The organism is Streptomyces soli, from assembly GCF_003999195.1.
GTDB lineage: Bacteria > Actinomycetota > Actinomycetes > Streptomycetales > Streptomycetaceae > Actinacidiphila > Actinacidiphila soli.
Genome location: NZ_RJVR01000210.1, coordinates 1 through 13,391 on the forward strand (window position 1 = coordinate 1; position 13,391 = coordinate 13,391).

General features: G+C 69.3%; 11 protein-coding genes and 5 pseudogenes. 7 read left to right on the plus strand and 9 right to left on the minus strand.

Going from position 1 to position 13,391, the window contains the following annotated elements; all coding sequences use genetic code 11:
- Positions 1-384, minus strand: a pseudogene (locus tag EFK10_RS20025) (hypothetical protein); the annotation flags it as partial.
- A gap of 132 nt (positions 385-516) precedes the next feature.
- Positions 517-1,041 carry a DUF5994 family protein gene (locus EFK10_RS20030; RefSeq protein WP_127357058.1) on the minus strand — a complete coding sequence of 175 codons (525 nt, stop codon included), beginning with the start codon at positions 1,039-1,041 and terminating at the stop codon, positions 517-519.
- A 273-nt stretch (positions 1,042-1,314) separates the two neighbouring features.
- Between EFK10_RS20030 and EFK10_RS20035 the strand changes: the two genes are divergently transcribed.
- Entirely contained in the window at positions 1,315-1,650 is a 336-nt protein-coding gene (locus tag EFK10_RS20035) for a hypothetical protein (protein ID WP_127357052.1), read from the plus strand.
- A 755-nt stretch (positions 1,651-2,405) separates the two neighbouring features.
- Here the strand turns inward: EFK10_RS20035 and EFK10_RS20045 are convergent.
- From EFK10_RS20045 to EFK10_RS20055, 3 genes and pseudogenes are all read right to left on the minus strand, one after another.
- Positions 2,406-2,651, minus strand: coding sequence for a hypothetical protein (locus EFK10_RS20045; protein WP_127357053.1), 246 nt, complete (start codon positions 2,649-2,651; stop codon positions 2,406-2,408).
- Between the two features lie 441 nt (positions 2,652-3,092).
- Positions 3,093-4,313 (minus strand): hypothetical protein, encoded by a 1,221-nt coding sequence (locus tag EFK10_RS20050; RefSeq protein ID WP_240677339.1) that lies wholly within the window; start codon positions 4,311-4,313, stop codon positions 3,093-3,095.
- A 195-nt stretch (positions 4,314-4,508) separates the two neighbouring features.
- Positions 4,509-4,736, minus strand: a pseudogene (locus tag EFK10_RS20055) (ABC transporter permease); the annotation flags it as partial.
- Positions 4,737-4,743: 7 nt separating this feature from the next.
- Between EFK10_RS20055 and EFK10_RS50480 the strand changes: the two are divergent.
- The 6 genes and pseudogenes from EFK10_RS50480 to EFK10_RS20075 all read left to right on the plus strand — a co-directional run.
- Positions 4,744-4,911 (plus strand): annotated as a pseudogene (locus EFK10_RS50480) (histidine kinase dimerization/phospho-acceptor domain-containing protein); the annotation flags it as partial.
- 123 nt (positions 4,912-5,034) lie between these two features.
- Positions 5,035-5,470, plus strand: a pseudogene (locus EFK10_RS47565) (cupin domain-containing protein); the annotation flags it as partial.
- A gap of 101 nt (positions 5,471-5,571) precedes the next feature.
- A complete protein-coding gene (locus EFK10_RS20065; protein ID WP_127357054.1) occupies positions 5,572-5,934 on the plus strand; it encodes an ArsR/SmtB family transcription factor in 363 nt (120 codons plus the stop codon).
- Entirely contained in the window at positions 5,931-6,464 is a 534-nt protein-coding gene (locus tag EFK10_RS50485) for an SRPBCC family protein (RefSeq protein WP_164836071.1), read from the plus strand. The genes EFK10_RS20065 and EFK10_RS50485 overlap by 4 nt, the downstream gene beginning before the upstream one ends.
- A 4-nt stretch (positions 6,465-6,468) precedes the next feature.
- Positions 6,469-7,023 (plus strand): TIGR03086 family metal-binding protein, encoded by a 555-nt coding sequence (locus tag EFK10_RS50490; RefSeq protein ID WP_164836072.1) that lies wholly within the window; start codon positions 6,469-6,471, stop codon positions 7,021-7,023.
- Positions 7,024-7,096: 73 nt separating this feature from the next.
- Positions 7,097-7,687, plus strand: coding sequence for a Fic family protein (locus tag EFK10_RS20075; RefSeq protein WP_240677341.1), 591 nt, complete (start codon positions 7,097-7,099; stop codon positions 7,685-7,687).
- 10 nt (positions 7,688-7,697) lie between these two features.
- Here the strand turns inward: EFK10_RS20075 and EFK10_RS20080 are convergent, their stop codons facing one another.
- The 4 genes and pseudogenes from EFK10_RS20080 to EFK10_RS50495 all read right to left on the minus strand — a co-directional run.
- On the minus strand, positions 7,698-9,734 hold the full coding sequence (locus tag EFK10_RS20080) for a S9 family peptidase (RefSeq protein WP_206305517.1): 2,037 nt from the start codon (positions 9,732-9,734) through the stop codon (positions 7,698-7,700).
- 150 nt (positions 9,735-9,884) lie between these two features.
- Positions 9,885-11,915: a glycosyl hydrolase family 28-related protein gene (locus EFK10_RS20085; RefSeq protein WP_127357056.1), complete on the minus strand. Its 2,031-nt coding sequence runs from the start codon at positions 11,913-11,915 to the stop codon at positions 9,885-9,887.
- Between the two features lie 273 nt (positions 11,916-12,188).
- Positions 12,189-12,398: a hypothetical protein gene (locus tag EFK10_RS20090; RefSeq protein ID WP_127357057.1), complete on the minus strand. Its 210-nt coding sequence runs from the start codon at positions 12,396-12,398 to the stop codon at positions 12,189-12,191.
- Between the two features lie 403 nt (positions 12,399-12,801).
- Positions 12,802-13,206, minus strand: a pseudogene (locus EFK10_RS50495) (hypothetical protein); the annotation flags it as partial.
- Between the last annotated feature and the right edge of the window lie 185 nt (positions 13,207-13,391).

Below are 13,391 nucleotides of genomic sequence, written 5' to 3' on the forward strand. Positions count from 1 at the left end.
GCGAAGGCGACGGCAGCAGCTGACGGCAACGTAGGCGCACAAGAGCAGTCGCGCACGCTGCCGCGAACAAGTCGAGCCATAGGGCAGCTCCGCCACGCCGTTCTTGGTGCCACCGGTCACGGTGACGTCGAGGACGGCGCCGATCGCGGCCAGGCCCTTCGCCTTCGCAAGGGTGACGGTCGTGACGCTGCCGGGCCCGACCTTGCACTTGTGGGCGCCGACGCCGGATCGGGTGTCCAGCACCCGGGTGGGAGTGACCGCGGCGAGGCTGCTCAGCCGTTCGTCGGTCGTACTGGGCGTGGTCGTGTAGTAGCCCTCCACGTCGGCGATGAGGTCCACATGGCCGTGGGCGTTGTAGAGGTCGACGTAGCCGTCCTTGCCCACCCGGACCGTGACCAGGTTGGGGTTGACCTGCCCGGCCCGGAAGTCGAGGTTGGACGCGGTCGGGCGGCTGGTGCCGTCCGGGTAGACCGTGACCGCGCTGGTGGCGGTGGCGTCGAGGCCGCGAAGGCTTCCTCACCGTTCGCGGCGCCCTTGGCCCGCGCGAGGCTCTTCGGCGGGAATCGGGCGTGCTCGATGAGTGCCGGTGTCGATGAGGATCTGTTCGGCCTCGGTGACGTTGTCGGCCCGGACGGCCCTGGCCATTGCAGCGCGTGCCGCGTCGGGCGCCGCGTGCGGCGGGACCACCAGCAGGGAGTAGTGGTCCCGATCGCCTCGGGTGAGGAGGACAGTGTCGTCACCGACTGGGAATGAGTCGATATGCACGACCCGGTCGTCGACGATCAGACGTGTCGGCAGTTCCTCCCAGGCGCCGGCGTCCAGGCCGACACGGGTGACGGGGCCGAGATACTCGGACAGCGCGGCGATCAGGCCGGAAAGCTCGGTGGCCATGTCGCGAGAACGCGGCCACCAGGCGCCGTCGAGAATTCCCCCACGGGCATGTCTTGTCTCCAGCCTCAACAGAGCCGTCCCGGGTTTCACGGCCTGGTGGATCGCGTCCGGCAGAAGCTGGGGGACGTGGGGAGTATCGGAGTCGGCCATCATGTGTTCGCCCGTCTGCGGGGAGTGCGCCCGCCAAACGAAGTGACCTGTCATTTCACCGTACTCCGCGTCTGGCACGCGGACGCGCCGCACCGGCGCACTGACACCCGTCCTCCCGGGAAAGTACCTGGTCACGCGCCCATTCATGGACTGCCGACCGGAGTAGAGTCGAAGGACCGGGAGTACTTCGGACATCGGCTCCCACGCCGGTGTCGTTCGCGGTGAGCAACAATTCCGGGACGTCGGAGACGAGCCCGGGGACGGGTCCGCGCCATGACCGCGACGATCGACCGTACAGCCATTGATGAGCGCGTACCCTCGCCACCGGCCCGCCTGTCCCTGACCCCGGCGGGGTCGGTTCCAGGTCTCCTGGGCCGATGGGACCTGCTGGTGATCCCGCCGGAGACCGGTGCGGCTGCCGCCGCCCGGCTGATGTCCGCCGCAGCCACCCCCGGCGGCCTCGTCAGCGCAAGCGGGCTGAGGGCAAGCGAGGACACCCGTGACGCGAGCGAGGCGCGGAGCAGGGAGGAGGAGTGGGAGACGGAAGGCGGCGCCGCCTCGGAGGTCAGGAACCCGGTCGGGTTGCCGGCCTCAGCCCGCGGGAGGTGAGGACGTGGAGACCGTCATCACCGTGGCTGTGATCATCACTATCGTCATCGCGGGAATGTTCCTGATCCATCGGCTCAACACGCAGCACGACGAGAGGATCACGGCATTCCACTACAGCGATGTCCCGCCAGGAGTCGGCCGACGGAACCGGAAGGGACGTCCAGGCTCCCGCCAACGACGATGACGGTGCGGTCCTCCGGCCGGGATGCCGTGCGGGCGATGTGGTGGGTACGGAGCGTTTCCGCGAGGAGGCGCGACGGAATCGAAGGCGAGTCGGCGCGGAAGTGGCCTGATGATGACGCCGCCGCAAGCTGCCTGACCGCCGAGCGGCAAGCGCGGCCTGGAGCGGTAGCCTGGAAAGTGGGTCGTCCACTCTCACGTGGAACGGCCCGGAAGGGACGGCCTCGGTGTGACTGCGTGAATGCGCCGGGGCCGTTTGGGGTCTGCGTCGCCAGCCTGATTGCGCCGCCTCGCTGCCCTACGGTCGACGCTATCCCACGGTCGACCAGCCGGCCTCAGCGACCGGGGCTTCTGGCGCTTCACCGAAGCCGTACGCCCGCCAGGAGGATGGCAGCGATGAAGACGACCGCGCCCACGGATGCCCAGGGCAACCGCTACGAGGAGCAGCAGTAGGACCGCCTCGAGCGTGCCGGCCTTGCGGACGCCCGCGTCGACGACCGCATGCCCCCCACTCTCGGATATCGCCGGCTTCGAACACCGTCACCCCCCTCTGCTCGCTACCCAGCGCCTGCCCATCAGTACTCGGGACCCTTTCGCAGGTATCTGCCGGAGACCTGGAGCCAGGCTCCGGGCCCGAAGAATCCTTCGACGACGTGGGGGGCGTTCTCGGAGACGCGCAGGATCCGCAACGCCCCGCTCGGGTGCAGGTCGTACTCGTAGGTAACGGTCCCGGGCTTGTCTTCGTACTGCATGTCCAGTGGCCCGCGGGATGGCTCCGCGGGCTCCAGGGCCTCGTGAACCAGTTTCACGTAAACGGACATATCTCCACGATATTCCTGAGCCGCTCGGAGCACTCCTTCCGTACGCGCTATTCGGGCCGCTGGGTGCGTGCGTCGTGCGCGAGGCAGTCCGGTACCGCGGCGGTCCGCCCACCGAGGACCAGGATCAGCGCCCGGAGCACGGCCGGGCCGGGTGACCGGCGGACCTCGCCGTCTGAGCCGGGCCGGCCGCGGGAGGCGCACGTCGGAGTGCGCCCCCGTGGACAACCACGGCGGCATAGACCCCCTCGCGTAGACAGAGCTCACGAAGACCGACGGGCTCAGCCCAGGTCATCGTATGGCTCCGTGCCGGACAGGGCGGGGCACACGGTCGACGGCAGTCAGTTCCGCGGAACCACGCAGTCATGCACATGTAGCCGTTTTCGCAGGTCAGGATCCCATCCGGCCTCGAAAGGCGACGGGCTGGCGTCGCGGCGGGTGCTGTCAGGCCGCCCGGGTCTGATGCGGCCGGTCGTGGACGCCGGTGGCCTGGGCCGGGACATGCGCGGACGTATCCGCGGTGCGAACCAGGCGGCCCCGTCGTGGCGGCCGCACCGGCGAGAACAGCACGTAGGCGGCGGAGCCGACGGCGAAGGCCAGGCGTATCAGCCCGCGCGTCGAGTCGGACGGTACGAAAAGGGCGCTGCCGTAGAGAGTGATCAAGGCTATCCAGCTCACCCACGGCACAAGGCGGCGCTGCCCTATCGCGTCCCAGATCACCGTGCCCAGCAGTATCGAGGCGTTGTAGTACGTGTAGACGCTCGGGTCGAGCACGATGCGCGCGTCCGCCGCGAGGAGAACCATGGCGGGCCAGCGGCCCCTGCGTACCGCCCACGCTCCGAGGCCGAGGCCGAGCGCCATCTGGGCAGGACGGTCCCACCAGGGCGTGACGGAACCGGTCGCGCCGAACCAGCGCAGCGAGGACGCGGCCTGGTTAGGGATCGTGAAGTGCGCCGCGTTCATGGTGTTCATGTGCGTCAGATAGAACGGCAGCCACGCGACGGCGACCACGCCGACCACGACCGCGCAGGAGCGCAGCCAGGTCGATTTGGGCAGCGCGAGCAGCAGCGGCAGGAACGCGACGGCCCAGGGTTTGGAGTCCACCGCGAGGGCGAGGATGACGCCGAGTGCGGTGGCGTTGCCGCGGACGAGGGAGCGCACGGCGAGCGTGGTGAAGAAGAGCGCCAGCACGTCGTCGAGGTGGGCGAACCGCACCGAGACCTCGACCCACATCGGGATGAAGGCGAGCCCCGCGATGAGCACGCGCTGCTGCAGACGCTTGTGGTTGAGGCCGGAGCCACGGTAGTGCTCGGCGGCGGTGCGCCCAATGAGCACGAGCATATAGAGGCCGAGACCGGACATGGTGGCCTCGGCAAGCTTCTCGCCGAGGCCTGCGGGGAAAGGCGCGAACAAGCCCGCGACGAGGAAACTGACGGGGCCTATCTGCAGCTCGGGGTGGTTGACGTAGAGCGCGAGGCCGCCGCCGGGCACTTGGCCGAAGAGTAGTTGTTCACCGTTCTTGATGTAGTGCCATGACACGCCGCCGTGGCGTTCGGCCGCGATGAACCAGGCCAGCGTCCACACGGTGAGGAGTGCGAGGTGCCACCGCAGCGGCGAACGGCCGATCCGCCCGACATGTGCCCCGTCCTTGTCGGCAGCATTCACCCTTGCCAGGCTGTCCGCGTTGTCCGCGTTTCGCACGTCCTGTTCTCCCGTCCACCCCCTGAGGCGTTTAGATGAGAATCTCATGTGGCTTGATGTCGGCCGGCTCCGGGAGCCGCGCCAACCTGATCGCCGCCTCTCCAGATGGCCCGATCCGCCGGCGAGCAGCAGGTCACCGGCGGTCCCGTCGCGTCACCGCTACGCCAGAGCCTCCGTGGGCGACAGCCGCGACGCCCGCACCGCTGGGTAGAGGCCGGCGGTGGCGCCGATCAGCAGCGTCGCTCCGACGCCGCCGACCATGGCCCACGGGGGGACGACCGTCGGCCAGTGCTGCGTGGACGCGTAGGCCGTCGCCACCCCGATGCCGAGAAGTACGCCGCCCAGCGCGGCCAGGAGAAGGGACTCGGCGAGGAACTGCAGCCGGATCGACGACATGCTGTCCCGTCTGGATTCCGCCTTCGACGGGCAGCGGCGCCTCGTCGCGAACGCCTCCCATGAGTTGAAGACTCCCCTCGTGATCAACCGAACTCTGATCGAGGTCGCCCTGGGGCGGCCCGATTCCCCGCCGGAGGTGGCCCGGCTGGGCGAGACCCTGCTGGAGGTCAACTCCCGGCACGAAAGGGATATCGACGGTCTGCTCACCCTGGCCCGCTCCCAGCACACCGTTGTCGATCCGGTCCTCTTCGATCCGCCCGACGTGGTGAGCCGCGTCGTCGACAACATCCGGCCAGAAGCCGAGCGGTCCGGCGTGCTGCTGCCGCTCGCCGGGGCCTATCAGGTGCCACTGGACGAGCTGGTCGGCGCGCCCGAGGTGGGCGACCCCCCGGGTGCGGCTGGCACCGCGCAAGACGCCGGGTGGCACCGTGGTGGCGCTGACCCGTAGCCCTGGTCCGCGCCAGGCGTACAAGATGATCATCCCGGACCGTGGTGCGGAACCCGATCCGCGTACGCATGAGGGCTATGGGTGGCTGCACGTGCCGAACGGCCGGCTGCGGCTGGTGCTGGCGGACCACGACCTCGTGCTCGGGCCGGGCGAGGCCGCCGAGTGCGACACCCGGCTGCCGCACTGGTTCAACAGCGCGGACGCGGAGCCCGTGGAGATCCTCAGCCTCTTCGGGAGACAGGGTGAGCGCATGCACGTACGGGCGAAGCCCCGTTAGTCCTCCGGTCCGGCAGCCGGGTATTAAACCGGACGGTTGACCACGCCAGGTCTCAAGCGTAGGTTGTATTCAACCAATCAGTTGAGGATGCGAGGTGCGGGATGAGCGACGACGGGCTGTCCCGGGTGTTCTCCGCTCTGGCCGACCCGATCCGACGCGACATCGTGGCCCGGCTGGCCGCCGGTGACGCCACGGTCAACGAACTGGCCGAGCCGTACGACGTCACCCTGCAGGCCGTGTCCAAGCACATCAGGGTCCTGGAAGACGCCGGTCTGGTCAGTCGCAGCAGGGACGCTCAGCGACGGCCCTGCCACCTCGAGGCGGAGGTATTCGACCTCATGACGAAGTGGATAGAGCGATACCGGCGCGAGGCGGAGGACCGGTTCCGCCGTCTCGATGCCGTCCTCGAGCGGATGGGCGAGGAGCCGGTGACGGGCACTGCGACGAAGGAAGCAGCATCATGACCACCTCCAGCACGAATCACCGCCATGAGACGCAGATCGCGGCCGACCCGGCTGTGCCCACCATCGTGATCACCCGGGAGTTCGACGCTCCGCCGGAGCGCCTGTTCCGCGCGTACACCGATCCTGATCTGGTCGTGCAGTGGCTCGGCCCGCGTCGGCTCACCATGTGGATCGACCGGTACGACGCGCGCAGCGGTGGGTCGTACCGCTATGTGCATCGCGAGGACGACGGGACCGAGTACGGCTTCCACGGGGTGTTCCACGAGGTGCGCCCCGACGAGCGCATCGTGCAGACCTTCACCTTCGAGGGCTTCCCGGACGGCGTCAGTCTGGAGACGGCCGTCTTCGCGGACCTCGGTGGTCGCACCCGGGTCACCACCACATCGCTGATGGGCTCCTTCGAGGCACGCGACGCGATGATCGCGAGCGGCATGGGACGTGGCGTCCTCGAAGGCCACGAGCGACTTGACGAGCTGCTTCGCGGCCGGCAGAGCGGCGACGACGGCTCACGTACCGAGATGGAGGCTTGAGGACATGACGAGTGCAGCCGATGAGCACCGCAGCGTCGCACGGGTATTCACCGACCGCGTACGCGGCGTGCGTCCAGAGGCGTGGGACAGCCCGGCACCGTGCGACGGGTGGGTCGCCCGGGACGTGGTGCGTCACCTTGTCGAGTGGTTCCCGGACTTCCTGAAGTCCGGCGCCGGAGTCGGGCTGCCGAAGGGGCCGTCGGTGGATGACGACCCGGTGACGGCCTGGACGGTGCACAGCGAGGGGGTTCAGGCACTCCTCGACGATCCGGCCACGGCGGAGAAAGTGCTGTCGAACCCGCACATCGGAGACCTCCCGCTGGACCAGGCGGTCGATCGCTTCTACACCACCGACGTCTTCCTCCACACCTGGGACCTGACGCGGGCCACCGGCCAGGAGGAGCGCCTCGATCCTGTCAAGTGCGCCCAGTTGCTCGAGGGGATGCTGCCGCTCGACGACCTGCTCCGCAAAAGCGGGCAGTACGGCCCACGGGTCGAGGTGCCCGAAAGCGCGGACGTACAGGCTCGCTTGCTGGCCTTCATCGGGCGCACGCCCTGACTCACGGAAGGCGCGTGCCGGTCGGCGGTCATGTCAGCGGTCTTCGTCCGCCGCCGGCTCCTGCGGCGAAACCTTGGCGCGGTGGCGGCCCAACTACCGCCCGCTGACCTGGCACGATGTCGACCCGAAACGCCACCCCTTCGTCTGGGATGAGGCCGAGGAGGCCTACGTCACCGCCCGGATCAAGGAGTTCGTGCCGCCTGTGCTGTCCCGTATGGAGGGGTGGTGGCAGGGGGAGCGCTGGTGTGAAGGGCACGTGCAGGACCGGCACCGGGCGGGCGCCCGGTGCCGGTCGGGCGACGCCTATGCGAAGGGCGGCCGCGAACGCTACCGCCTGACCTCGCACACCGCGAAGGACTTCACCCGCTGTCTGCGAGGCAGCGACGAGCAGAGTGTGGCCCTGGCCGCCCGCGCGGCCAGGGCCTACCTGGATGTGGCGTTCTTCCACCCCTTCACGGATGGCAACGGACGGGCAGCCCTGCTCACGCTCACCTTCGTGCTGGCACGGGAAGGTGTCGTACTGGGCGAGGTGGGCCCCCTCCAGACCATCCGCTACGTCGACGATCCGGCGGGCGCGGCCGATCTCGCAGTGCTGGTGGGGATCCTGATCCGGACGGCCAGGCGACGCGCGCCTGTCCAGCTCCGGCCCTACCTCACCCTTTAGCGGGCAGTCGTCAGAGCAGCTCGGGGCGTTGCCACTCCTCGCCCAGGACGTGGTGGGCCAGGAAGCCCAGCACGGTGGCGTACCAGAGGCGGACGTTGTTCGGTTTGAGGATCCAGTGGCCTTCGTCCGGGAAGTACAGGAATTTGGCCGGGACTTCGAACCGCGCCAGGTCGTTCCAGAGGGCCAGGGCCTCGCCGATCGGTACGCGGTAGTCCTTGTCGCCGTGGATGACCAGCATCGGTGTGGTGATTTTGGCGGCCCGAAGGTGCGGGGACTCGAGCTCGTACCGGTCGGTGCGCACCAGCGGGTCGCCCTGCCGGCGCATCCAGTAGGCCGGGAAGTCGGTGACGCCGGCGAAGCTGTACATGTTCCACAGGCTGGCGTGGGTGACGATCGCCTTGAAGCGGTCGGTCTGGGTGGCGATCCAGTTGGCCATGTAGCCGCCGTACGAGCCGCCCATCATGGCTGTGCGCTCGCTGTCGAGGTCATCGCGCCGCAGGGCGGTGTCGGTCAGTGCCATCACGTCCTCGTACGGGGCTCCGCCCCAGTGGGCCCAGCCGCGCTCGTGCATCCGCTGGCCGTAGCCGGTGGAAAGCGCCGGGTCCGGCAGCAGGACCGCGTAGCCGGCGGCTGCGGCAACCCAGGGATTCCAGCGCCAGTGCCAGGCGTTCCAGCTGGTCTGCGGGCCGCCGTGCACCCACAGCAGGAGTGGCGCGGGGGTCGCGGCGGAGGCGTCGCGCGGCAGTACGAGCCAGGCGCGCAGCGCCGTACCGTCCTCGGCGGTGGTGTGCACCTCGGTGAGGCTGCCGGACAACTCGCCCACCTGGCCAGGGGACAGCAGCGGCACCGGCTGCTGGTCGGGCGTCGCGGCCTCGAGGCGTACGGGGGTCGGCGGGCTGTCCACCGCCGAGCGCAGGGCGTACAGGGTGCGGCCGTCCGGGCTCACGACCACGTTGGAGTAGGCGCCGGACGCGGTGAGCCTGACCACCTCGCCGGTACCGGTGGAGAGCCGGAAGACCGGGGCGTGCCCGGCTTCGTCGGCGGTGAACCAGACCACCGGCGTGCCGTCCTCGCCGGGGACCGGGGAGACGACCGGGCCACCAGGCCACTGGTCGAAACCGGGCAGCAGGTCGCGTCCAAGGTCCTGGTCGTCGGTGGCGTCCGCGAGCCACAGCGTGACGTCACCCGGCTCGTCCCAGGTGATCCGGCGATCGCGGACGCAGACCAGGTGGCGGCCGTCCGGGGTGAAGGCCGGTGCGGCGAACTCGGCGTCGGGGGCCTCCAGCACCCGCAGCTGCTTGCCCGTGGCGGCGTCCGCGACCACGATCGCGGCGCGGATCTCGTCGGGGAGCGTGCCCACGCCCGCGGTGTAGGCGGTCAGCGAGCCGTCGGGGGAGACCGCGATCCCCTCGTACGCTCCGATCCGGCGCGCGCCGCAGTCCACCACGACGGGCTCGTCGGCGGCGGCGTCCTGGACGCTGAACACCCTCGGGACGCCGGGCCCGAGGTCGTGGTCCCAGTACCTCACCGGCACCGCCTCGTGCAGGATCGCCGACACCTTGGCCTTCTGGCGGGCCTCGCGCAACTCCGCGTCCTGCTCAGGGTTTGCCGCGCCGGGCAGCACGGACGCCGCCAGCGCGATCCGTGACGCCCCGGCGGCGGTCGCGTACTCGTCGATCCCCCCGGGCCTGGCCAGCAGCTGCTCGGCCTCACCGCCACCCGCCGGCAGGCTCCACAGCGCCGCCTCCCGCTTGTCGTCCTCCCCCTCCCCGGGGTCGGCGATCGGGCGCGAGGAGAGGAAGAGCAGCGTGCCGTCGGGCAGGAACCCAGGGGCGGACTCCCCGCGCCCGGAGCGCGTCAGCCGCCGTGCCGGGCGCTCCCCGGACGGGTCGACGTCCCACAGCGCCCCGACAAACCTGGTGCGGTCGGCGGACAGTTCCTGAACCACCGTCACCAGTCGGGTTCCGTCCGGTGACAGGGCCAGCGATGACACCCGGGGCAGCGCGACGAACGCCCCCAGGTCGTGGAAGGCAGTTGACTCAGGCATGAGGATCATCCTGACTCCCGGCGCGACCTCGCACCAGTCCGCCTCCGGCCGCGCGCGCTGTCAGACGCCGGCGGATCAAGGCAGCCGGATCAGGAACGGGGCCGCCCGCAGCCTTCGCGGGCGGCCCCGGGGCCTGTGTCGGGGTGGGTGTTACCAGGGGGACGGCGCCGGAGGCGCGACGACCGGCGGGCGGTCGTCGCAGGTGATGGTGTTGGGGAGCTCCCAGGGGGCAAGCCAGGGGCCGGTGGTGCCGCCGCCGTCGTTGCCGCCGAGGTCGGTGAGGGAGAATTCGGAGCCGGTGGCGGGGAAGTTGAACGATCCGCAGTTGTTGACGCCGACCGCGCCGACATTGCGGGCGTCGACGTTGTCGAAGGTCGCCGATCCGGCGGTCCGGGCGCTGACGACAGAGGTGCCGGTGCCGTCGACCTTGATGTCCTTGAAGTGGACGTTGGTGACCGAGTACGTGTCCTTCACCGGCCAGTCGGTGACCAGCATGATGGCGTTGTAGGTGTTGTCGAGGTAGGTGTCACCGGTCACGCGGATGTCCGCGTCGATGTTCTTCTCCAGGGCGTAGAACCAGATGGCCCCGAGGCCGATCTTCCAGTTCAGCTCGTAGGTTCCGGCCCGTACGGTGGTGTTGCCGGTGATCCACAGATGCCCGGTGAACGGCTCGGCGCCGAAGCGGGAGCCCACGTGCAGGGCGCTGCCCTCGCGGATCGGGTCGGCGATGAGGTTGGCGGAGACCGTGTTGTCGGTGCCGCCGTAGATGGCGATGCCGTTGGCGAGCACCGGCGTCTGGACGGTGTTGTGGTCGAAGGTGTTGCGGGCGTTGCCGGTCTTCTCCGACCACATGGCCAGTCCGTCGTCGCCGGAGTTGCGGACGAAGTTGTTGCGTACGACCGAATCGGTCACGCCGGTGTGGAAGTTGAGGCCGTCGGCGATCTGGTCGGTGATGACGTTGTCGGTGATCCGCAGGTTCGACATGGGCCCGTCGAACCACATGCCGACCTTGGTGTGGTGGATGTAGAGGCCCTCGATCGTCGAGTCGCTGAGCGCCCCGCCGATGCCGTTGACCTGGTCGGTGTCGATCCGCTCGCGGACGTCACCCTCGATCGCGAAGCCGGACAGGTGGACGTTGTGGCTGCCACCGGCCGACGCGTCCTTGCCGTAGAAGCCGACGCCGGTGTGCACCGAGCCGTCGGGGGCTGGGGCGTCGAGCGTGACCTGGTGGCCCTTGATGATCGTGTACCAGCTGCCGGCGCCCTCGATCGTCACGTCGTCCACGACGATGTGCCGGTTCACCTGGTACGTGCCCGGCGGGATGTAGACCGATCGGTGCCCGCGCCGCGCGAAGGCGATGGCCTTGTCGATCGCCCCGGCAGAGTCCCGCCGCCCGGTCGGATCGGCGCCGAAGGCGAGTACGTTCGCCGCGGCGAGATCGACGTGCGGGGCGGCGACCAGCTGCGAGTCGAGCAGATCGACGGTCGTCGACACGGCCCCCGCGCGCGTCGGGACCGCCAGCCGGACGGTGTCACCCGCCTTGTACGTCCTGCCCAGCAGCAGACGCTGCTCGTCGTAGAAGTGGTTCGGCCGGAACGGCTTGGAGATCACCGGCGCCGGCGTGGTGGCGCTGGGCACGCAGCCGCACTCGGTGATCCACCAGTCGTCGTGCAGCAGCCCGGCGTTGGGGTCGTTGGAGAACGGATACTGGTTGTACAGCCACGCGTACTGCGAGGTCAGGGTCATCGTCTTCCGGGCGCCCCCGTTCACCGTCACGTCGAGCGGCGCTGTGATGCCGCCCCCGTTCGGCCCGTCCGGAATGCTGTACCGCACAGTGATCGCGTTGGCGGCGCTCGGCAGGGTGAACTCCACGTACTGTCCCCGCTCCAGCGTCACCGCCTTCCGCCCGGACGCCTCCGCAGGCAGCGTGTACGCGCTCCGGTCCGGCCCGATGACCTTCCCGTTCGTCGCGGCGTTCTCCGCCTCCTGCTCGGCGAACCCGAGGTCGGCCCCTTTCCCCGCCACCAGCGCCGGATCCAGCCCCGCCCGCGTCACGACGGCCCCCGCCGCCTTCTCCGCGCCGGCCTGAGCCGTACCACCGAGCCCGAGGCCGATCCCAGCCGTCACCGCGACCACGGCCACGGTTCTTCGCCACGCTCTCCTGCTGCTGCTCCGTGCCATCCCCAACTCGCTTCTCTCGTAAGGCGCGACCGCCCGGGACGTTCGAGGCGGAGCGGACGTCGTGAGGTGAGGCGACAGTAAGGACCCGCCACGCCGATCCACAAGGCTTCTGCGAGATGTTTTCTTGGAGCTGCTACTGAAGTGGCGACGCTATGTAAGTTTTTTGCGCTGCTTGCATGATTCTTTGCGCAGCGGCCGACAACATGCATGGACCCCGGAGGGAGGGGTTCCGGGGTCCATGCATGCTGTGAAGCCTCGCAGCAAATGCCGCCGTCAGAGAGTGACGCCGCCGGCGAGCTGCGGAAGGGACAGAGCGGGCGCGACGGCACCGAGGGTCTCGTCGAGACCGTCGACGGAAACGCCGCCGGCAATGCCGACGAGGCCGGTGGTGGCACCGCCGGAAATGGTGATACCGCCGGCGACATTGTCCAGGTCGGCGTCGGCAATTTCGCGGGTCTCGACCTGAGGAGTGAAGCTACGCATGAATTGCGATTCCCTTCATGGCTTTGGTGTTCCGAATAGCGTCGGCCGGCTCGGGGGTAATCCCCGATCCGGCCGGTCAGACGGTCGCCTGATTCCCGAAAAACCGGGACAACTCCCGTCCGGGGCACGATGCAACCACCTCAACAGGCCACCCGTCCACCCACCGATCGCAGGATCAGCACCACCGCTTGGCTGCCGCAAGGCACCTGCACGCAATTGTCCACGGGACCCCGACGCCTTCTTCACGTGGTCTCAACAGTCAATTAATCTGAGCAGGTTCCCGCCGCTGATCCCGATCGGACATACCCGCATTAAGTTTCCGACCACTTGGCGAATTGGGATTCTGTCAAGTTGCTGGGCGTCTCGTGTGTGCACGATGTGCAGGGTTTGCCGATAGGGAGCGTCAGCGGGCTACGGCCTTGGTCGCTTTGCTGACCACCGTGCCGTTGGCGTAGCCCGTGCGGTGGGCGGTGACCTTGATGGTGATCTTCTTCCCGCGCTACGCGGACTTGAGGAGCAGCTTGGCCTCGGTGGCTCCCTTGATCGCCTTGCCGTTGGCGTACCACTGGTAGGTGTACGAGGTCGGGCTGGGCGTCCACGTGCCGTGCGAGGCGGTGAGCGTACGGCCCACCTTGGCCGTGCCGGTGATCGCCGGCAGCTTGGTGGCCTTGGGAGCGACGCCCTTGGCGACGGTGATCGCCGAGGAGGTCGCGGTGCCGTCGGCGTAGCCGGTACGGCGGGCCGTGACGGTGACGGTGAGCTTCTTGGCGAGGAGCGAGGCGGGGACGGTGTAGGTGGAGACGGTGGCCTCGTCCAGGTCGCTCCACCCGTGGTCGACGAGCTTCAGCGTGAAGGCGCCCGCATGTCGAGGGCCGAGTCTGGCAAGGCGGTAGGGGCACTCTCCCCCAGACTCCGTCCGGGGGGAGGACCCCCACCCAGCCGCCAGGCTGGGGGACGTCGTCGACCGACGACAACGCCGCCAGGCGAGAGCCA